The 20,338-nt window shown below is 69.0% G+C and carries 15 protein-coding genes; 3 read left to right on the plus strand and 12 right to left on the minus strand.

Annotated features, from left to right (window positions below):
• Nucleotides 1-57: 57 nt before the first annotated feature.
• The 5 genes from Q9Q40_10135 to Q9Q40_10155 form a co-directional block, all read right to left on the minus strand.
• A complete protein-coding gene (locus tag Q9Q40_10135) occupies nucleotides 58-1,041 on the minus strand; it encodes a DUF3187 family protein (protein MDQ7007580.1) in 984 nt (327 codons plus the stop codon).
• A 9-nt stretch (nucleotides 1,042-1,050) separates the two neighbouring features.
• Entirely contained in the window at nucleotides 1,051-1,629 is a 579-nt protein-coding gene (locus Q9Q40_10140; protein ID MDQ7007581.1) for a DUF4382 domain-containing protein, read from the minus strand.
• A 245-nt stretch (nucleotides 1,630-1,874) separates the two neighbouring features.
• A complete protein-coding gene (locus tag Q9Q40_10145) occupies nucleotides 1,875-2,018 on the minus strand; it encodes a hypothetical protein (GenBank protein MDQ7007582.1) in 144 nt (47 codons plus the stop codon).
• 146 nt (nucleotides 2,019-2,164) lie between these two features.
• Complete coding sequence (locus tag Q9Q40_10150) at nucleotides 2,165-3,109, minus strand: GNAT family N-acetyltransferase (GenBank protein MDQ7007583.1); 945 nt, start codon at nucleotides 3,107-3,109, stop codon at nucleotides 2,165-2,167.
• Complete coding sequence (locus Q9Q40_10155; GenBank protein MDQ7007584.1) at nucleotides 3,103-3,696, minus strand: S24 family peptidase; 594 nt, start codon at nucleotides 3,694-3,696, stop codon at nucleotides 3,103-3,105. The genes Q9Q40_10150 and Q9Q40_10155 overlap by 7 nt, the downstream gene beginning before the upstream one ends.
• A gap of 196 nt (nucleotides 3,697-3,892) precedes the next feature.
• Between Q9Q40_10155 and Q9Q40_10160 the strand changes: the two genes are divergently transcribed.
• Entirely contained in the window at nucleotides 3,893-5,830 is a 1,938-nt protein-coding gene (locus Q9Q40_10160) for a HEAT repeat domain-containing protein (protein MDQ7007585.1), read from the plus strand.
• A gap of 119 nt (nucleotides 5,831-5,949) precedes the next feature.
• Here Q9Q40_10160 and Q9Q40_10165 read toward each other — a convergent pair whose 3' ends face one another.
• Nucleotides 5,950-7,872, minus strand: coding sequence for an HD domain-containing protein (locus Q9Q40_10165; protein ID MDQ7007586.1), 1,923 nt, complete (start codon nucleotides 7,870-7,872; stop codon nucleotides 5,950-5,952).
• Between the two features lie 343 nt (nucleotides 7,873-8,215).
• On the opposite strand from Q9Q40_10165, the gene Q9Q40_10170 reads away from it, so the two are divergent.
• The gene (locus Q9Q40_10170) at nucleotides 8,216-8,449 is read left to right on the plus strand and encodes a hypothetical protein (GenBank protein ID MDQ7007587.1); all 234 of its coding nucleotides are present in this window, start codon (nucleotides 8,216-8,218) and stop codon (nucleotides 8,447-8,449) included.
• A 165-nt stretch (nucleotides 8,450-8,614) separates the two neighbouring features.
• Here the strand turns inward: Q9Q40_10170 and Q9Q40_10175 are convergent, their stop codons facing one another.
• From Q9Q40_10175 to Q9Q40_10185, 3 genes are read right to left on the minus strand one after another with little or no spacing between them, the layout of a single operon-like run.
• The gene (locus Q9Q40_10175; protein ID MDQ7007588.1) at nucleotides 8,615-9,985 is read right to left on the minus strand and encodes an MATE family efflux transporter; all 1,371 of its coding nucleotides are present in this window, start codon (nucleotides 9,983-9,985) and stop codon (nucleotides 8,615-8,617) included.
• A gap of 2 nt (nucleotides 9,986-9,987) precedes the next feature.
• Entirely contained in the window at nucleotides 9,988-10,446 is a 459-nt protein-coding gene (locus tag Q9Q40_10180; GenBank protein ID MDQ7007589.1) for a hypothetical protein, read from the minus strand.
• On the minus strand, nucleotides 10,443-11,345 hold the full coding sequence (locus tag Q9Q40_10185) for a hypothetical protein (protein ID MDQ7007590.1): 903 nt from the start codon (nucleotides 11,343-11,345) through the stop codon (nucleotides 10,443-10,445). Before Q9Q40_10185 ends, Q9Q40_10180 begins: the two co-directional genes overlap by 4 nt.
• Before the next feature lie 148 nt (nucleotides 11,346-11,493).
• Here Q9Q40_10185 and metH point away from each other — a divergent pair, with 148 nt between their 5' ends.
• Entirely contained in the window at nucleotides 11,494-14,940 is a 3,447-nt protein-coding gene (gene metH, locus Q9Q40_10190) for a methionine synthase (protein ID MDQ7007591.1), read from the plus strand.
• A gap of 49 nt (nucleotides 14,941-14,989) precedes the next feature.
• Here metH and Q9Q40_10195 read toward each other — a convergent pair whose 3' ends face one another.
• Genes Q9Q40_10195 through Q9Q40_10205 form a run of 3 tightly spaced genes read right to left on the minus strand, consistent with a single transcriptional unit; the run spans nucleotide 14,990 to nucleotide 20,260 of the window.
• Entirely contained in the window at nucleotides 14,990-15,865 is an 876-nt protein-coding gene (locus Q9Q40_10195) for a hypothetical protein (GenBank protein ID MDQ7007592.1), read from the minus strand.
• Nucleotides 15,862-18,051 (minus strand): M1 family metallopeptidase, encoded by a 2,190-nt coding sequence (locus Q9Q40_10200; GenBank protein MDQ7007593.1) that lies wholly within the window; start codon nucleotides 18,049-18,051, stop codon nucleotides 15,862-15,864. The genes Q9Q40_10195 and Q9Q40_10200 overlap by 4 nt, the downstream gene beginning before the upstream one ends.
• Nucleotides 18,052-18,079: 28 nt before the next feature.
• Nucleotides 18,080-20,260 (minus strand): TonB-dependent receptor, encoded by a 2,181-nt coding sequence (locus Q9Q40_10205; protein ID MDQ7007594.1) that lies wholly within the window; start codon nucleotides 20,258-20,260, stop codon nucleotides 18,080-18,082.
• Nucleotides 20,261-20,338 lie beyond the last annotated feature (78 nt).

Here is a 20,338-nt window from a genome sequence, read left to right on the forward strand (position 1 = left end):
ATTTCCCGTCCTGCATGGGCTATGAATTATGCATTTTTATTCAGGAAAGGCGGCCCGTCAAGGGCGCAGGACGAATCGACTGTAAACCGTGACATCGGCCCCCGGCGCCACCACCAGGTTTTCGATCAATCCCACCTGCCAGGTCAGGCCGGGCTTGAGACGCCATTCCAGGCCGGCCGCCACCTCCCAGAGATCCTCTTCGAACTCCGCCAGACCGCTGCCGGCGATGGCCGACTGCCGCCAGGCGAGCTGAACCTGCCCCCCCAGGGTGCCCAGGCGCCCCCGGACCCCCCCCGAGACCTCCAGGTGGCGCCTGCTGGAAAGACCACCGGGCAACGTCTCGAAGGGATCGGCCGGGTCCACCCAGGCGACCTGGGCCACCCAGCCCCGGCCGCCGTCCCCCTTCCCGGCCCGCAGCACCAGGGCCAGATCCACCCCACCACTACCCAACCAGGTCTTCTCGTCGCCGGTGGGCAGCGCCAGGCGCCACTCGCCGGCCACCTGGAGGCCCGAAGCCAGGACGACACCTCGCACCAGGCCCAGTTCCACGTCGCCCCAGCCCGAGACGGCACCACGCTGATCGATCACCAGGGCGTGATCCGCAAGCAGGTAGAGCCTGCTGGCATTGCGGGGAACCCGACCACGCAGGGGGTTGAGCTGTGAGAAGACCCGCTCCACCGCCTCGATGGGACGGTCCAGCACGCCGCCCCAGCGCCAGTGCCAGGGCAGTTCGGCCCGCAACTCCCAGCCGCCCCCGAGCCCCCAGCCCAGGTCCAGGGCCAGCCGGGAGCTTTCCGTATCGAGCAGCACCTGGGTCCCGGAGGAGGTCGCGCCCCGGTTGAGGGTATTGCTCTCCTCGAAACGCCAACCCAGTCGCCAACCGCCGGCGGGAAGCACGGCGGCGTCCGTCAACGGGGGGGAAAGAAAAACCCCCTGGACGGGATGACGCCGCCCAAGGGGGAAGAATTCGCCAGCGGTGGCCGTGGAGACCAGCAGCAGGATCAGTGGAAAAATCCACGCGCCTCCCTGCCGGTGAGCCAAGGCCCGAAATCAGCCATTGGGCAGTGAAACGTTGGGATCGCCGAAGGTGAAAGAGGGGATGCCGCCGTCACTGGGGCAGGACGCGTTGACGACCGGAACCTGGTAGACCAGGGAGTAGGTGCCGTCTTCCTGCACGGTGAGGAAGCCGGTGCCCAGGCAGACACCCGGCAGATCGAAGCCGGGATTGCTCAGGGTGCAGGTGTTGGCGCCCTCGACCACCTGGATCATGTCGATGTCGGCATCGATGCAGTTGTAGGTCCCGGGAGGTACGGGATAGTCACCAAGCAACTGAGCGACGGTGTAGTCCAGCAAGTTCAAAGTCACCGGTTGCGTGAACAGGTCCACCGAGGGGCTGCCGCCCGAGTTGTAGAGGGTCAGAGCCGAGAAGGTGACGTTGACTTCCGTGGCGGCGGCCACGGCCCCCATCACGGTCGGCTCTGTCGCGGGAGCCGGGGACGAGCTGGTGTCCAGCGTCACGGAAACCGTACCGGTCTTCTGGACCGGCAAGGGGTCGTCGGTGTTGCAGCCCAAAGTGAACATGCCCAGCAGGGCGACCAGGGCGACGAGAAGTATCACTTTCCTGCTCATGGTGAAGCGCTCCCTTCCGTCATCGATGAGGATGGCGTGATGGTGGGTCTATGACGATTGCGAGGTTTGTGCCGAGCACGAACCATGCCATGGATTCTACTGTGGATCTCACGGCCTCTCAACGGGTTGAAAGGCGGACAGGCGCTTTCTTCTTGCGCTCGAATTCGTTTTTGTTCTCACGGTGACGAAATTGTCAGGCCGGAAGATCCCGAACGCCGAACGAAAGGAAGCCCGGCTCCGCTCGATCAGTGCCCGTGATGGTCGGGCGGCTCGGGCGCGGCGGGCTCCCACCGATCCTGGCGCGCCAGGACCAGGCCATGCAGAACGCAGATCAGGCCCCACGCACCCAGGAAGTACAGACAGCTTCGCACGATCAGATCGGCACTCACGACGGGGAAACCTCCTCGACCATGATACTACGCGGGTTCGCGCCGCCTCGCACGACCGCAAGCGGCGGCGCCCCCCCCAACCCATGCGCGAGGCGATCGACCTCCGGAGCTCGTGCGCATCGTCGCCCCCCCCGCCGGGAGGGCGGCTAGATCTCTACCGCACGCCTTCCAGGGCCCCGCGCCACAACCATGGTGCTCCATTCCCGCTCGGTGCGGAAGCCGAGGGAACGGTAAAGGCGAATCGCGCCCTCGTTGCGGCGATGCACGTAGAGGCAAGCCCGCTTGCCCAAGTTCGAACTGCGCTCGAGGATCTCCCGCATCGCCAGGGAGGCGAAGCCCCGGCCCCGGTACGCGGGCAGGGTGTAGACACCTTCCACCAGGCGGGCATGGCGACTTTCGAGCGGAATCTCCGCTTTGAAGACCGGGCCGTCCGAGCCCTCCCCCACCAGGCTCCGCCCCTCGCGGACCAGTTCCCGGAAATAGCGGCTGTAGCCCTCCGGATGACGCGCCACCTGGTCGACGCCCAGATCCTCCAGGCACATCGCCCCGTGGGTCTCCAGCAGCCAGGGCAGGTCGTCGAGGGTGGCCGGGCGCAGATCGAAACGCCCGAGGGTCGGCAGGCGCCGCGGCCGCAGGACCCGGGGCGGCGCCATCATCTGCTGGCGTCGGATCTCGCGGGCCCACAGGCCGTGGGCCCCCAGCCGGGGCAACAGACTTTCGATGCCGGCTTCGGGCCCGATCACCACCTCCTCCCGCCGGGTGGCCCGGGCGGTGAAGGCGGCCAGCGCATCGAAAAGGCGCGGATCGGTCCGCCGCTCGGGTCGCACGGCCCAGGACAGGCCCCGACAGTGCTGAATCAGGCCGACCAGCTCCCCGCCCCCGAAAAGGCCCACCAGGCGCGGACGCGGTGAGAGCAGGCCCCCGAGAGTCCAGAGGAAAGCGCCCACGTGAATGTGGACCACGGGATCCGAGGCGACGATGGCGTGGGCTTCTTCCCGGCGCCCTCCCCCCACGGCACGCACCTCGAAGCGGCCGGGAAGGCTCTCGCCGGCCGGCCGCGGGGAAGACGAAGAGCGGCGCGGATTCAACACCGGCGCAAGACACCCCGCACCACGCCCCGCACCTCGACTCCGTCCCGCGGCGCCAGCCGCGCCGACTCGCCGCGGCCGAGCCGGAGTTGCCCGGCATCGGCCCGAAGGCGGCAGAGCCGAGGCTCTTCACCGTGGACCAGGATCACGGCGAGCTGATCGTCGCCGAAATGCCGCCGTTCCTCGATGATGACGACATCGCCGCTGCGAATCTGCTCGTCCAGCAGCGCATCCCCCTCGGCGATCAGGGCATAGGTGCGACCGTGGCCCACCAGCCACGAAGGCACGGAGAGCCTCTCCCGACTGTCCATACCCTCCACCGGGCGGTCGCCGACGATGCGGCCGAGCAGGGGGATTTCCACGGCCCGGGGCGCCTCGTCGTCCTTGACCACCTCGATGGAGCGGTTCTGGTTCCAGGAGCGGCGGAGCAACCCTTTGCGGACCAGGTTGGTCACGTGTTTGTGCACCGTGGCCACCGAAGACAGGCCGAAGTGACGACCGATCTCCTCGAGACTCGGCGAGAAGCCATGCCTCTCGATGAACTCGTTGATGTAGTCGAAGATTTGCTTCTGCCTGCGTGTCAGGGCCATGAGGAGCCTCCTCGATGGGAACCCCGGCGACGGACGCGAGCGGCCAGGCCCGGTGCCGATGGTCGCATTATAGCAAACGCGGAGCGAAAGCCAAGAAGCGGCGCAGCCACCGGGGAGGCATCCGGGGACGAAAAACGGAGCGGCGGCGGCAGCGGAATTTGCCATCCCCTCCCGGCTCTGGTAACAACCCAGGACGATGAAGACACTCAGCAGCCTGCTGTCGCTCCTGTTGTTTCCCGTCCTGGCACTGGGAGCCCCCCCCGCCCCGCAGCCCGCCCCGGCTCCCCCAGCCGCCACCGAAGAGAGCGCCAAGCCCTCCTTCCCCGCTCCTTCCCCGGCTCTGGTGCGAAGGGCGGCGGCCCTCTTCGACCAGTTGCGGCAGACGATCTCGGCCCAGGACCACGCCCGGATCGTGCGGGAGATCGCCGACCTGGGCCCGCCGGCGATCCCGATCTTCGTCGCGGAACTCGAGCGGCACTCCAAGATCACCTGGCCGGTGATGATCTACGCCCTCGGCGCCACCGGGGACCCGCGCACGATTCCGATCCTCGAACAGCAGCTCCGGCATCAAAAGGGCAGAACCTACCTGGACGTGCTCTACGCCCTTTCCCTGGCGGGCGAACCGACGGCCCTGGTGCGGGCCATGCGCTCGACCCACGCGGACACGGCCTTCGAACGCAACATGACGGCCATCGACTTCATCGCCGGCGCCATGGGCCCGCCGGCGGTGGACGTGCTGTTGCGCGAGATTCCCCGCCGTTCGGAGAAGGCGCGCCATGCCGCGCTGCGGGCCCTCGGAACGATCTGCGACGACAGGGCGGTGGATTTCCTTCTCGAATGGTCCCGGCGCAAGGAAGCCGGTGACCGACGCTTCGCCCTGATCGCCCTGGCGCGCATTGGCGACCCCAGGGCCATCGACCGCTTCATCGAGGGGCTCGGGGATTCCGACCCCGGAGTGGTCGAAGCGGCGGCCGAGGGACTAGGCTACCTGCGGGCCGACCGGGCGGCCGAGGGACTGGCCCGCCTGCTCACCGACTCGGCGCCTGCGGGGGTGCGACTCAAGGCCATCTGGTCGCTGGGACTGATCGGGGGCGAGACCGCCGAGAAGCCATTGATCGATTACTGGCCACGGGCATCGGCTTCCGAGCGGCCCTTGCTCGTGCGGGCTTTCGGGCGACTGAGCACCCCGGCCGCCACCCCGCTCCTGTCGGATGTGGCCCTGGGCGAGGGGCTGCTGAGTATCGACGCGGCCAAGAGCCTGGCTCGGATTCCCGGCAGGAAGTCCACCGATGCCCTGCTCTCCTGCTGCTCCCGGGCCAAGAGCCTGGACGCGGGCCTGGAGGCGGGGCGGGCGCTGGCCCGCCGCAAGGACCCCCGGGCGATTCCCTGCATCGTCTCCCGCCTGCGGGAGGAGATCGAAGTACGGCACAGGATCGGCCCCGTCGTCGAGCAGACCCTGGCCGTTCTGGCCCGCACGGCGCCCCTGAGCGCCGCAGACACCCTCGACACCCTCGCCGACTCGGTGGCCGCTCCGGCCCTGGCCCACCGCCTGCGAGCCACGGCCCACGGCATTCGCCTGGTCAACGAGACCGAGCCGGAAATCGAACCCTGGCTGGCCCTGCTCCAGGACGGAACGCCCGAAGAAATCGAGCTGGCGGTGGAGCGTCTCGGTGATCTGGGCGACCCCCGGGCCATCGAACCGCTGCGCCGCCTTTTCGGGCGCTACGAAGCCTCTCCCGAGCTGATCCCCGAAGCCCTCGACCGGATCGACAGCGAACGGGCCACGCCCTTCCTGATCTCCCTGATCACCGACGATCTTTACCGGGTGCCCTTCCTCACTCCGGCCCGCAACGCCGCCGCCCGGGCCCTGGTCCGCACGCCCCATGCCGAACACGTGTCCCGGGCGCTCGAAACGGCCTATCGCGCAGAGGGGGGCGAGTTCTTCGTCCCTCTGCTGGCCCTCGCACGAGCCGGCGGCAAGGACATGATTCCCCGGCTGCTGCAGCTCAAGACCTTGCTGCTGCGCTCGCGCAGTTCGCGCCAGGTCCTGCGCCACGAGCGGGTCAACTGGGCGATCCGCATGCTGCGCACCGGCCGGGAGATTCCCCTCGAAGAGGTCAAGGACGTCGACTAGCACGCCGTTGACAAGGCCTTCTCGATGCGCGAAGGCGAGCCGCCGGCGGCCGGCCCGAATGTTTCCCGGCGACATGGTCGAAGACCCGAGGCCGACGCCCTCGCCCGCATCCTCCTGCTTTATGTCGACAGGGTCTTCTCGAGATGAGGTTTGGCTTCCGCCGGTTGCTGGTCCTGCTCGCGGGAGGGGGACCCGGCGGAAGATGCGGCGGCAGCACGCTCCGGCCCTGTTGGGGCGGACTCGGCCTCGTCGGTGGCGTCTTCCGACTGGAAATAGTTCGGCCGGGTACGAAAGACCTCGTCGAACTCACCGGCCTCGTAGGCGCGGTTGAAAGCCTCGACCACCTCCGGGTCCAACCCCACGCCCTTGAGGTCGTTGATCCGCGCCACGGCATCGGCCTCGCTGAAGGCCTTCTGGTAAGGACGGTCGGTGGTCATCGCATCGAAGGTGTCGGCGACAGCCACGATACGGGCCTGAAGGGGAATCTCCTGGTCTTTCAGGCCCAGCGGGTAGCCACTGCCATTCCATCGCTCGTGATGAAAACGCATGCCGGGGATGATGCTCTTCATCTGCGGAATACGGCCCATGATCTTGGCGCCCCGTTCCGGGTGGGACTTCATCACCTCGAACTCGGCGGCCGTCAGGGCGGCGGGCTTTTTGAGAATACTGTCGTCGATACCGATCTTTCCCACGTCGTGAAGCAGGGCGGAGACGTGCAGGGCCTTCATCTCTTCCCGGCTCAAGCCCAGGTAACGCCCGATGATCACCGCATAGCGGTTGACCCGCACGCTGTGACCCTTGGTGTAGGGGTCCTTTTCATCGATGGCCTCGGCCAGGGCGCGAATCGTTCCGAGGAACATGGCGTTGGCGTCCCGAGCCGCGGCACGGAAACGCTCGACGAGGTCACCGAGCTTGGCCGCCATGAAGTTGAAGTTGCTCGCCAGCGCGTCGATCTCCCTCACCCGGGAGGCACCGGCCCGCACCGAGAAATCCCCGGCGGCCAGGCGACTGGAAATGGCTGCCAGGCGCGCCATCGGTCGGCTGATCACCCCGCCCATCAGCAGAGCGGCGACGATGGCGAGTCCCGCAGCCAGTACGCCACCAAAGATCACGTCCTTGACCAGCCGGCTGACCGGAGCCAGGGCCAGGGCTTCGTCCACCTCGACGAACACGCCCCAGCCGTATTCCGTGGCGGAGTAGGATCCGAGGTACTGGCGCACCTCGCCTCCCGGCCCCCGGGCCTTGTAGGCCTGGGCCCCCCTCGACCGACCCCGCATACCCAGAAACTCCTGCACGATAGCTCGATCGAGGAGCTGCCGGGGTGTGGGCCCACCCCCGGAACCGGTGCGGGCGACGAGTTTCCCGTCGGGGCGGACGAGGAACAGGCGCATGGAGGCGGGCACCGATGAGGCCAGGTCGTTCCACACCCCCTGCAGCACCGCGACTTCCTGGAGCACCCCCATCAGGCGTCCGCGGCGCTGAACGGGGGCCGAAACGGTGATGGCGAGAATCCTCTCCGGACCCAGCGAGTACGGCCCGCCGAGTACGGCACCACGGGCGGAAGCCGGCGTGGGAGCCGCGCCATGCTCGAGAATCACCCGGGCATCGCGATCGAGGGACTCTTCGAGCTGATGGCTCAGCACGAGTTCCGGCACCACCGCGGTGGAGGACCGCCCCTCGACGGGGCGATAGCGCATCAGCACCACCGTCTCGTCGAGGAACTCCGGGAGAAAATCGAGACGCCCGCCCGCCTGGGCCCGCAACACGCCAAAGGCTTCTCCCAGCTTGACCGCCTCGCGTCCGACGTGATCGAGAAAAGCGTCGAGGCGTTCGGCCGTGGAAGCGGCCAGCAGAAGTTGCTGTTCCTGCTGGCTGACCACCAGGGCCTCGCGGCTGCCTCGCACCGTCAGCAGTCCGAAAACCCCCACGGGCACCAGGGAAATGACCAGGGCCATACCCAGCAGCACCAGGAACAGCGGCAGCCGACTTCCCGCCGGCTGAGGCATGCCTTCGGCCCTGGATCTGGGAAGGTGGTCGAACACGTCTGTCCTCTTGCCGGGTGACCAGCGTCCGGGGTCCCGCACTCCGCCCTGCAGAATCTAGGTTTCACCTCGCGCAGGAGCCAGCCCCCCGCCGAGCGCATGCCATGGTGGATTTTGAACACCCGGGCAACTCGCGTCCCGCCAGCGGGTTGGACCCGCACGCGATGGGTCTTGAACACTCTCTCCCGGAGTCGCCGTTGCCGGCAGGACGCGGGATTCGCGCGGCAAGTCGTTGACAGCACGCGCCCTGGCCGGCCCCCAGCCGGTGTGGCACGGGGGTTGCTTTAACCGGGGCGTTGCACGACGAACGCGGCGAATCGATGCCGCATGGGGAGAAGACAAGATGACTCAGCGCAGCGTGAAGAAGTTCTTCGGTCTCGCCATCCTCCTGGCCATCCTGCTCAGCGTGGTTCCCATGGCCTCGGCGGATCTCTTCGCCCAAACCCCTGCAGGGATTGCCGGCGGCAGCCAGGAGATGCCCACACCCGTGGCGGCTCCCGCCCAGCCTCCGGTGGACGACTCGGTTTTCGAGTTCTGGACGTTCCTCAAGCCTTTCCTCTTCGGTTTTCTCTTCTGATTCTACGGCCGACCCAGGCCGAAACGTTTCCATGGGGCGCGAGGCGGGGGGGACTCTCCCCGGCCCTCCGACCTCCACGCGGGCGGCGCCGTGCCGCCCGCGTTTTATTCGTTCTATCCCGCCCCCGGCCGACCCAGGCGCGGCCCATCGCAGGGGAGGGAGATTTCAAGCGGACTGCCGGTCGGTGACCACCGCCTCGCGCAGGGCCCGACGCAGCCACAGGACGAAGACCACCGAGGTGGCGCCGCCCGCGAGAATCAAACCGGCGTAGACGCCGTAGATCCCGGGCTGCCCCCAGGAGCGGGCCAGCGTGGCCAGCAGCCACGCCGCGGGGCCGGCCAGCACCGCGTAACGCAAGACGGCCATCACCAGGCCCGGCTTGCCCCGCTGCATACCCTCGAACACCGGACGGCACAGCAGGAAGGGAATGCCCACCAGGCAAGCGACGGGCACCAGCCGCAAGCCCACGATACTGAAGCGGGCCGTCACCACCGATTCCGCCAGCGCCTGGGCCAGTGGGCGGGCCACCAGCAGCATCACCGGCGCCACCAGCAGGACCGTGTAGCCCAGGGCCGCCAGGGTGGCTTCCCGCAAACCCCGACGAACCGCGGCGACGTTTCCCGCACCGAAGTGCCTGGCGGCGAAAGGCAGCATGGCCACACCGATGGCAATCACCGGGTTGAGAACGAAGATCGCTACCCGGTAGTAGATCGAATAGGCGGCGATCGCCGCGGTGGAATCGGCCACGCCGGCGAGGATGCGATTGACGATCGCCGTCTCCATGCCCATCAGGCCGAAGCCCAGGGCCGCCGGAATGGCCAGGGCCAGGATGGCCCGCGCGGGAGCCGGGTCCCGGCCGGGGACGGTGCGCCCCGCCCAGGCGGCGCGGCGGCGACGCTCGTGCCGGGCCGCCCGCCACGCGGCATAGGCCAGGCCCGCGCAACGACCGATCACGGTCGACAGGGCGATGCCGAGAATGCCCCAGTGGAAGACGAAGACGAAGACCGTGTTGAGACCCAGGTTGAGCAGGTTGGAGAAGATACCCGCCCACATGGTCGTGCGTGTGTCATGGTGGGCCTTGACCAGGGAGTCGGGAATGATCGACCAGAACGACGTGAAGGCCGATCCACCGATCAGCACCGTGCCGTAGAGCTGGAAGGCCCGCGCGACTTCCGGTTCGAGACCCATGCGGGGCGCCCGGTACCAGATCAACAGGCCCACCAGCGAGAAAAGGGGGACCAGCCCCCAGACGAAGCGGCGAGCCAGGCGCAGATACTGCTCGAGCTTGTTCTCCTCGCGGGCTCCCATGGCCCGGGAGAGGCAGGAGGTCAATCCTGTCGACAGGCCCACCCACAGGGCGATCATCAGGAACTCGGCCGGAATCGCCAGACCCACCGCCGCCACCGCCGCGTCGCCGATGGTGGCGGCATAGGCCGTGTCGACGAAAGTGAAGGCCGCGCGCATGGTGAAACTCACCATCAGCGGCGCCGCCATCGACAGAATCGAAGCCCGGCTCTCGGCGACTGCGTGCGGCACGCCTAGGGGCTCTCGCCGGAGTCCGGCGGCGGAAAGAAGGGACCGGCAAAGAGGTTCTCGGTCACCGGCTCACCCCCGATCAGATGCTGCTGGATGATCTTCTCCGCCACCTGCTCGTCGACGCTGTGGTACCACACCCCCTCCGGGTAGACCACGGCGATGGGCCCCCTCTCGCAGACACGCAGGCAGTCCACCTTGGTGCGCAGGACACGCCCTCCCCCGGGGGGCTCGTCAGGCACCGTGTCGAGAGGCTTGCCACGCCAGGCCGCGGGCGCCGAACACAGCCCGAGTTCTTTGAGCCGGGATTTGATGTACTTCCAGACCCTCGCGCCCTCCGCGGCCGCACAGCACTTGGGACTGGTGGGCTGGGCACAGATCAGCAAGTGCCGGGTGGCGGTGCCCACCGAGAGCGTGCGGGATATCGCAACGAGTCGGGCCAGTCGGGGATCGCGCGGCTTCATCTCTTTTCCTCCGGGGCGGCAAGACCAGCCAGGGTCCTCAAATTGTCGATCCGCGCGGCGACAGCGCTGCCGGGAAGATTGCTCAGATAGTAGCGATCGATGCCCAGGCCGGCGAGGGCGCGGAGGGTCCGTGCGGCCACCACGTCGGCTCCGGCGCCTTCCGCGAACTCTCTTTCGAGCCCTTCCCGCGGCACGGGAATGAAGCCTTCCAGCAGGTCCAGGGTTCGCCGGCGGGCGGAACGATAGTAGAACACGCCGGCGATCAGCGGCAGATCGACGCCGCGTCTGTCCAGCGCCTCGAGGAAGGCTTCCACCGGCGCGAGATCGTGATGGGAGACCACCTGCGTGATGACGAAGGACAGGCTCTCGCCGTGATCGGCCAGGTAGCCGGCCTGCTCATCGGGGTCCCGGTGGGGATTGGCCCATCCGCCGATCTGAAGGGCAGGCTGTCGTTCCGCGATTTTCTCCCTCAGTTGCCAGGCATGGGGCAGACAGCGGGGAATGCCGTCGTGGCGATCGCCGCCGAGCACCACCACTCCCGGAAAGCGCTCGGCGCTCAGGCGCGCGGCGTAGTTCAGGCAGTAGTCCAGGGAATGCTTGAGGGTCAGGAAGGGGACGATCCGTTCCCGGCGGGAATCGTCTCCCAGGTTGCGCAACAGGTGAGCGAGATTCTCCTCCTCACCCGTGCCCACGGCATCGTCGGTGAGAAAAACCACGGTGTCCCTGGACGCCAGGCCCCGCACCGCGTGGTAGACATCGATCCAGGCTTCCATGGCTCGAACGCCCTCGAGATCACGACGGGGAGGGCGCAACTCGACACAGAGCAAGGGCCGGGGATCACGCAGGCGGCTGCGCAGGTCCAGCTTGGAAGGTTCATCGAGAAAGTCAGGATCGATCATCGCGCGGAGGAACGATGGCGTACCGGAACGAGCCTGTCAAACCTCGCCGGGTGCCTCGAACGGACGTGGGCCGATCGGCTTGAATTCCTTTCCGCAGGACGCGATGTTATGTTTCTCCATGAGCAGAGACGAGCGCAAGCAGACCCCCATGAACAAAATCGACATCAAACAGGCCCTCGCGCAGCGGGTACTCGTCCTCGACGGGGCCACCGGCACGCGCCTGGGGCGTGAAGACCTCGGCCCGGCCGATTTCGGCGGCGAGCACCTGGAGGGCTGCTACGAGGCCCTGCTGCTGACCCGTCCCGAGCTGATCGAAACCGTACATCGCGAATATCTCGAGGCGGGTGCCGACATCGTCGAAACCGACACCTTCGGGGGCACGCCCCTGGTGCTGGCGGAATACGACCTGGCCGATCGCGCCCGGGAAATCAACCGCCTGGCGGCGCAGATCGCCCGGCGCGCCGCCGATGCCGTCTCCACCGCTCAGCGGCCCCGTTTCGTGGCCGGCTCGATGGGGCCGACGACCCGCTCGCTGCTGCTGACCGGGGGGACGACCTTCGAGGCACTCGAGGACTCCTTCCGCGTCCAGGCCCTCGGACTGATGGAAGGCGGAGTCGATTACCTGCTGGTGGAAACCGCCTCCGACCCGTTGAACATCAAGGCCGCCATGTCAGGTATCGAGCGGGCCTTCGAGGAACTGGGCCGAGAGGTTCCGATCGCCCTGTCGGTGACCATCGAGGCCTCGGGAACGACCCTCTGCGGGCAGAGCATCGAGGCGGCCTACGTCTCCTTCGAGCAGCGCGACCTGCTTTACTTCGGCGTGAACTGCGCCACCGGGCCGGACCTGATGGCCGACCCCCTGCGGAGCCTGGCCGCCATCGCCGAAGTGCCCATCGCCTGCGTGCCCAACGCGGGACTGCCCGACGAGGACGGCAACTACGGCCAGAGTCCGGAGATGATGGCCGCCACGATCGGGCGCTACCTCGAGCAGGGCTGGTTGAACCTGATCGGCGGCTGCTGCGGCACGACCGCCGAACACGTGGCAGCGTTCGCCCGCCTGGCGGTGGACGCAATACCCCGGCAGCCGATACGAAAGCGTTGGGCCCGGGTGGCCGGTATCGACTACCTCTCCCTCGAGGAAGACCGCCGCCCCCTGCTGATCGGTGAGCGCACCAACGTGATCGGCTCGCGCCGCTTTCGTCGATTGATCCACAAGGAAGACTTCGATGCGGCGGCCGACGTCGGGCGCAACCAGGTGGCCTCCGGGGCCCATGTCCTCGATGTCTGCCTGGCGGACCCGGACCGGGACGAGGCGCGGGACGTGCAACGCCTGCTGGCCAGCCTGGTGCGCCGGGTGCGGGTGCCGCTGATGATCGACACCACCGACCCGGAGGTGATCGAACTCGCCCTGCGCATGATCCCCGGCAAGGCGATCATCAACTCGGTGAACCTGGAAGACGGCGAGGAGCGCTTCGCCCGGGTCGCCCCCCTGGTCAGGCGTTTCGGCGCCAGCCTGGTGGTGGGTTGTATCGACGAGGATCCCGACCAGGGCATGGCGCTGACCGCCGAACGGAAGCTGGCCATCGCCCGCCGATCCCACGAACTGCTCACGGGGAAATACGGCCTGGCGCCCACCGACCTGATCTTCGACCCCCTGGTCTTCCCCTGCGCCAGCGGTGACGAGGCCTACCGGGGCTCGGCCCGGGAAACCATCGAGGGGCTGCGGGCGATCAAGGAGGCCTTCCCCGAGTGCCCCACCCTGCTCGGCGTTTCCAACGTCTCTTTCGGGCTGCCCCCGGCGGGCCGCGAAGTGCTCAACTCGGTCTTCCTGCACGAATGCACCGAGGCCGGGCTCGACCTGGCGATCGTCAACAGCGAAAAGATCGTCCGCTACGCGACGATCCCCGACGACGAGAAGGCCCTGGCCCTGGACCTGCTCTACGACCGGACGGAAGATCCCATCACGCCCTTCGCCGCCCTCTACCGGGACCGCAAGCCGGGGGCGGGTAGTGACCGGGAGCTGGACTCGGAAGCTCTCGAAAGACGCCTGATACGCCGCATCGTCGAAGCCCGCCGGGAAGGGCTGATCAGCGACCTGGAAGCGGCCCTGTCCCGCTACACCCCGTTGGAGATCATCAACGGTCCCCTGCTCGACGGCATGGGCGAGGTGGGACGACTGTTCGGACGCAACGAACTGATCGTCGCCGAGGTCCTGCAATCGGCCGAGGTGATGAAGGCCGCCGTGGCCCATCTCGAGGACTCCATGGAAAAGGGCGATCACGCCGTCAAGGGCAAGGTGTTGCTGGCCACGGTCAAGGGCGATGTCCACGACATCGGCAAGAATCTGGTCGGCATCCTGATCGCCAACAATGGTTACGAGGTGATCGACCTGGGTATCAAGGTCGATCCCGCCACACTGGCTGCCGCCATCTCCGAACACCGCCCCCAGGTGGTGGGTCTGTCGGGCCTGCTGGTCAAGTCGGCCCATCAAATGGTGGCCACCGCCGAAGACCTCCGGCAGGCGGGCATCGACGTGCCGATCCTGGTCGGCGGCGCGGCCCTCAGCCGACGTTTCACCGAAACCCGCATCCTGCCCCGCTACGACGGCCTGGTGCTCTACGCCCGGGACGCGATGGAAGGACTCGCACTGGCCAATCGCCTGGTCGAAGAGGGCCCGCGCGCCGAACTCGAGATCCAGGTCGCCGAAACCCGGCGGCGCGCAGCCCAGGCCGAAGACGAACCAGCGCCGGAGCCGGCGGCGGCGGAAGAACAGGCTCCCGCCGGCCGTGCGGTCGCGCCCGCACCGGAAATCCCCCGCCCTCCCCACTTCGAGCGCCGGCTGGTGCGGATGGAGGTGAGCGAGCTCCTCGGCTGGATCAACGAGCAGATGCTCTACGGTCGCCATCTCGGCCTGCGCGGAAACGTCGAGCGCCTACGGGCGGAAGGACACGCCAAGCTCGCCGAGCTGCGGCACCTGGTGGAGGAACTGGCCGAGGAGGGGGCGACCCGGGGCTGGCTGGAGCCGGCCGGAGTCTATCGCTTCTATGGCGCCCACGCGGAGGGTTCGGAGCTGGTGCTGGCCGACGAACCCGGGGGAGCGGAAGTGATGCGCTGGTCCTTCCCCCGCCAACGGGAGCGGGATCGGCTGTGCATCACCGACTGGGTGGAGCCCGAAGCGGCGGCGAACGACAGCGTGGCCCTGTTCGTCGTCACCGCCGGTCGCCACCTGCGCCGGCAGGCGGAGGCCTTCAAGGAAGCCGGCGAGTTCCTCCGTTCCCACACCCTGCTGGCCCTGGGGCTGGAACTCGCGGAAGCCGCCGCGGAATGGCTCCACGCCCGTATCCGGCGGGAGTGGGGGCTGGGCGACGAGGAGCAGCTCTCGATGCGGGAGATCCACCGGGCCCACTACCGCGGCCTGCGCGTCAGCTTCGGCTACCCCGCCTGCCCGGGCCTCGAGCACCAGGTCGGCCTCTTCGACCTGCTCGCTCCCGCCGACATCGGCGTGGAATTGACCGACGGCATGATGATGGACCCGGAAGCCTCGGTCTCCGCCCTGGTCTTCCATCACCCCGAGGCCCGCTATTTCTCCGCCTGATCGGCGGATCGGATGTGATGCGCCCCCACCGCCCCCGGGAACGCCGAAGTCAGGAACGACGGTCGGCGGCCGGGGCACGGGTCGAGGCCCTACCCAGGGCGCCCAGGTAACACCCGCGCGCCAGGATGCGAATCAGCGCCGCGGCGAGAATCGCCGCCGACGCGATGGCCGGGCCGGCTGCCAGGCGTGGGTCCCACACGTCGCGGAGCAGCACCAACGCCCCGAGCGCCACGCTCTCGAGTGCCAGGGTCAGCAGCGACGCGGCCATCGGGCGCGGCGAGGAGAGCACCCCGCGCAACCCCCTCCACAGGGCCAGCAGGCCGCTGCGGCGGTTTTCGATCACGAGCAGGGCCCGCGCCTGGTCGGCGGCGACGATCACGGGAGCGGCCAGCGACAGCCAGAGCAAGTCGGGCAGCAGCGCCGCTGCCATGGCGTGTATCTCTCCCGGCACGTGGGCCACGTAGTCGGCGATCTTCTCACCGATCAGGCGATGGGCCGCCAGGGCCACCAGGGCGACCCATGCCAGTGAAGTCACCGTCACCACGAGCAGCGCCCACCCCCGTCGCGCCGCCTCGCCCCAGGCCTCCCGCAGGCCCTTCCACGGCCCCACCGCCGCACGCAGGAGAACCGCGTCGCCGAAGGTGAAGACCAGGATCGCCAGCAGGCCCAGCGCGCCCCAGGCGGCCCCGGTCTGCCGTCGCCACGAGGGGTGATACCAGGGCAGATCCTCGAGGAAAGGCCGATCCACCCCGGCCGGCGTCCACACGGCCCGGGGCGCCGCGCCGAGCTGGGGCGCGATGGCCGCGTCGACCCCCACGGTGGCCACCAGGGCCAGGAGCACCAACAGGGAGGCGAGACTCAGCACCGCCGAGGGGCGGCTGCTCAGCCGCGCCAGACTCGCCAACAGGTCGCGCACCAGCCTCATCCGCCCAGGCTCCCGACGCCGACGAGCTGCTGCAACGCCTGCTGAAAGACGGCCAGCATCAATCTCCAGCGCGATTCCGTCCGCGGCCGCCGGCGCCATCCGTTGTTGGTCAGGTCCACGTCGAAAACCCAGTTGCGTTCCGGGTCGACCACCACCCGCTCCACGCGCCGATCAGCGAAACCCTCGACCTGGAACCAGGTCTCTTCCCCCGACCAGACCACCCGCTCGACCAGTCCTCCCTCGTATTTCAACTCGACGGTGACGGGAAGTTGCCAAGGGCCGCGCCGGCGCACGGTCACCCGGCAGCTCCGCGGAAAGTCGGCCGCCTCGTCCCCTTCCCGGCCATCCCCCATCCCCGGACAGCGCACGGACTGGACGGAGAAATCCACCCAACCCGGCACATCCCAGACCTGGTGGAAATAAGCACCCGGATCGAGGCGGCCGAAAAGCGGCCCGCGCATGCGGTCGAAGCGCGCGCCGAGTTCTCGATGCACTTCCACCACGGCCTGGATGAAATCGCCCGGACGGGGATGGCCCCAGGCTCCCCGACGGAAGTACCTTCTCAGGGCCCGCATCAGGGCGGCGTCCCCGGCTGCCCGGCGGTAGCTCTCGAGGGTCAAGGCGGTCAGGCGGTAGGTGTGCATCCGATAGGCCTGGAAATCGGGATACGTGTAGCCGGGCCGGTTGACCCGGTCGTAGCCGTAGACGTCCAGCCACTGGGCGCGCTGGGGCCAGGGAAAACTCTGCTCGGCCCTCTCCCAGCCCAAGTCCGGCCGCACCAGGAACCAGGAGAAGACCCGCCCCGGGCCCACCCCGAGCCACCTTCCCGAGCCGATTCCCGCCACGGCTCCCAGGGGGCCGCCGGCCGCTTCGGTGCGGACCACCGGCCGCCTCGGATAGGGCAGCGGCCCGAAGGCCGAAACGAGCAGGTCCGGCCCCAGCTTGGCCATGCGGGCCGAAGCCTCGGCAAACACGTCGAAGCCCTCGTCGAGGAAAGCGTGCTCGAATTCGTTGCTGGCCAGCAGGCCCTGAAAGTACTGGTGCCCGAACTCGTGGACCACCACGCCCTCCGGGCTCTGGCGCCCCCTGGGTGAGAGCAGGTGCGCGCCCCCGGTGAAGACCTGGGGATACTCCATGCCCCGCGAGCGGCGACCTTCCCGCGGCGGATCCACGATCCGCAGCTCGGGAAAGGGATAGGCGCCGAAAGCCCGACCGAACCACTCGAGCCCTCCGAACACGGCCTCGAAGTAGCGATCCTCCAGGTGCAGGTGGGAAGGCTGGAGGTAGACCTCCACCTCCACGTCCTCGAGGACCAGCCCCTCGGGACCGATCTCCTCGCCGAGGATCTTCCGCCACCGCGCCTCGGCAGTCGGATCCCGGTGCTCGGCGGCCACGAAGCGTCGGCGGCGGACGACGAAGTCCGGATCGGCGAACCAGGCGAAATCGTGGACCCCCCGCCCGTGGTAGCGAACCACGTAGCGTCCCTGCTCGTCCTCACCTTCTCCGACCCGGGTGCCCGTGGCGGCCACCCGGCCCCGGTAGACCTGGGGCAGGGACAGGGTCACCTGGTACTCGGAGAAATCGGCGTAGAACTCGGTGAAGGCGTGGAACTGGTGGCAGTTCCACGTGGCGGGTCGACCTTCGAACACTCCCAGGCTGGGGAACCACTGGGCACCGGCGATGTACGCGCCCTCCTGGCCCGTGCGGGCCCAGATGCCGGGGAAGTTCACCTCGAATTCCAGCACCAGGCTGACGCTCTGCCCCGGCTCGACGGCTTCGCGCAGGGGCACGCGCATCACGGTGCGGTCGTCGGGGTTGCCGTCGTCCGGCGCGATGTACTCCCAGGGCTCGGGCCAGGCCGCGCCCTGGATGTCTTCGATGGCCAGCACCTCGATGCCGCCCCAGGCGGGTCGGCGCCCCTCGGAAGGCCCCCCGCGTTCGACCATCCAGGTGGACCGGGCGTCGCGAAAGGCGTTGAGGTAGAGATGAAAACGCAATTCGGAAGCGGCGGTCGCGGTGGTGTTGGTCCAGTGCACCACCTCCCGCCCCTTCAACCGGCGGGCGGCGGGATCCACCTCGGCTCGGATCTCGTAGCGGACGACCGGCGGCGGGGGCGCGGGCATCGCCAGCAGCGTCGGCCAGCAGGCGAGGATCCACCCCGCGATGGCGAGTGGGCGCAAGATCATGGCGCCGATCCTATCCCAGGCAGGCGAACTATCGGAAGCGATACTCGAAAGCCAGGGCCAGCGTACGGGCGGGGGCTGCCGGATCCCGGCTCCGCGCCCCCAGGGGATAGAAGCGGTCGAGAGCGTTCTTCAGGTGGGCGCGAAAGGTCCAGCGCCCGGTGAGCCGCGCGCCCGCCGACAGATCCACGATCCCGTAGGAAGGAGTGCGCACTTCCCCGGGACCGGGGCGCGGGTCGGCCAGGGCGAAAAAGCCTTCGATCCGGAACCAGGCGTCGCCCCGCAGGCGGCGAAGCACCAAACGACCGCCATCAGGAGGGAGTTCGGCCAGGCTCTCACCGGCGCCGGTCGCCCCACGCAGGCGGTGCAGGCTGACAGCGACCTCCCACCCCGGTGCCGGACGCACCCGGGCTTCCGCTTCGATCCCCTCCACGGTGGCCTCGTCCTGGTTGACGAAGCTGTAGACCGGAACGGCGGCCCCGGAGTCGCGGAAAGAACGGACGATGATCCCATCGAACGCGTAGCGATAGGCCGACACGCCGAAGCGCAGCGGGCCCAGGTCCAGGCCCCAGGCCAGATCCGCCTGCAGGGCCGTCTCGGGTTTCAGGCCCGGGTTGGCCAGCTTCAGCCCCCGACCGGTGAGGGTCTCGGCGAAGCGGTCGGTGACCGAGGGCTCACGGAAAGTGCGAGCGACCCGAACGGTCAGGCTTCCCAACTCCGTGCGGGCTGTCAAGGACGCTCCCGCGGCCCACGCCAGGCGACTCGTTCGTCTCCGGAGGCCGGCGACGACGGCGCTGCTCCGCAGCGGCTCGAGCCGGCCGCCGAGGGAAAACTCCAGCCCGGGACTCAGGGGCCGACGCCAGAGACCGAAGGCCGCGGCGGCCAGGGCTCGTCCCTCGGCCAGGGCCCGAGAGGACGGCGCGGCACCCGCGGGCGGGCCCCCCTCGAAGGCCACGGTGTTGTCCACTTCGATGCCCGTCCGGAAGCCGACCTCGGCACCCGCCGCCCAATGGCCGCAGCCGCTCTCCGCCCGCAGCAGCCAGCGCGCCCCCAGGTCGGTGGCGCGGGTGGTCGAACCGACGCGGGAAGCGGGCAGTCCCGCGCCTGGACCCCGCCACTGGACGATCTCGCGGCTCCCCCGGGCGATCCAGGCCACCAGCGCTCGATCGATGGGCCCCGGCCGGTCCGCCTGGAAAGTCAGGCGGTAGTTCTCGTCCCGGGGCACGAAGACCGAGCCGAAATCCCGCGGATAGGCCAGGCGCACCGCGTCGGCCAGGCGATCGGCCCGCAGGCCCAGGTGGTAGACGCTCCCCGCCGCGGTCCAGCTCCGACCAGCGAAGACCGATTGCTGGCGATAGCTGCCCTCCAGGTCTCGACCCCGGGCGTCATGCGGATCCCCGGCGCTGCGGGCGCCGGCCGCCAGCGACCAGCCCTGTTCCCGCCACTGCATCGACAGGCTCGCCGTCGGCGCCCCCCCGACACGGACCTCGGTGCCCACCCGACCGACGGCCGGCCCCTGCACCGAAGCCCAGGGGCTGCGCACCAGGATCACGCCTCCCATGGCTCCCGAACCGTAGAGAAAAGTGGCTGGCCCGCGAATCACCTCCACGCCTCCCCAGGTGGCCGGATGCAGGCCGCCGCCGGAGGCACCGGCTCGACGTTCGGTGACCACTCGCCCACCGTCGATCATCAGCAAGGTCCGGTTGTCGCTCCCGCCGCGCAGGGCGGGCACTCGGTCGGGATCGGCGCTGGCGGGCCCTGTGCCGGGAAGATGGGCGATGGCCTCCTGGACGGACTGGTCGCCCCGCTCGGCGACCTCGGCCGGCGAGGCGGTGACGACAGGACTGGCGGGGGCCGCGAGCAGGTGGCCCGCCGCGCTGGCCACGGCGTCGACCTTCTCGCTGCGGGAGGCATCGACGGTCACCACGGAGGGAGGAACCGGGCCGGCCTCGACGCGCACCAGCACCACCGCACCGTCGGCGAACTCCACCAGAAGCACCTCCGGCACACCCTCGGCAGCGAGCTGGAAGGCGCCGTCGGGACCGGTGACCGCCGCCGCCCCGCCCCGGACGTCGGCGACTCTCGCACCCACGATGGGATCCCCCGCGGCGGTGACCAGGCGGGACTGCCAGGCGAAAACCGCCGGAACCGTCACGAGGGCGGCCGCCATGATCCAGAACCGGACCAGCCGTCGCTGCGGGGTGCCAAGCATGGCGCGAGCTTGCCCCGCCGGAGCCGATACCGCCACAGACCGCCGCACCGCTGCGGGGGGATCCCGCCGGTGGGAGGC

The sequence above is a fragment of the Acidobacteriota bacterium genome (assembly GCA_030949985.1).
Lineage (GTDB): Bacteria > Acidobacteriota > Polarisedimenticolia > J045 > J045 > JALTMS01.

Coding starts and splice junctions, on each gene's coding strand:
- Q9Q40_10140 (MDQ7007581.1), bottom strand. CDS start 1,629: ATGAGCAGGAAAGTGATACTTCTCGTCGCCCTGGTCGCCCTGCTGGGC.
- Q9Q40_10155 (MDQ7007584.1), bottom strand. CDS start 3,696: ATGGCCCTGACACGCAGGCAGAAGCAAATCTTCGACTACATCAACGAG.
- Q9Q40_10160 (MDQ7007585.1), top strand. CDS start 3,893: ATGAAGACACTCAGCAGCCTGCTGTCGCTCCTGTTGTTTCCCGTCCTG.
- Q9Q40_10170 (MDQ7007587.1), top strand. CDS start 8,216: ATGACTCAGCGCAGCGTGAAGAAGTTCTTCGGTCTCGCCATCCTCCTG.
- Q9Q40_10180 (MDQ7007589.1), bottom strand. CDS start 10,446: ATGAAGCCGCGCGATCCCCGACTGGCCCGACTCGTTGCGATATCCCGC.
- Q9Q40_10185 (MDQ7007590.1), bottom strand. CDS start 11,345: ATGATCGATCCTGACTTTCTCGATGAACCTTCCAAGCTGGACCTGCGC.
- metH (MDQ7007591.1), top strand. CDS start 11,494: ATGAACAAAATCGACATCAAACAGGCCCTCGCGCAGCGGGTACTCGTC.
- Q9Q40_10195 (MDQ7007592.1), bottom strand. CDS start 15,865: ATGAGGCTGGTGCGCGACCTGTTGGCGAGTCTGGCGCGGCTGAGCAGC.
- Q9Q40_10200 (MDQ7007593.1), bottom strand. CDS start 18,051: ATGATCTTGCGCCCACTCGCCATCGCGGGGTGGATCCTCGCCTGCTGG.
- Q9Q40_10205 (MDQ7007594.1), bottom strand. CDS start 20,260: ATGCTTGGCACCCCGCAGCGACGGCTGGTCCGGTTCTGGATCATGGCG.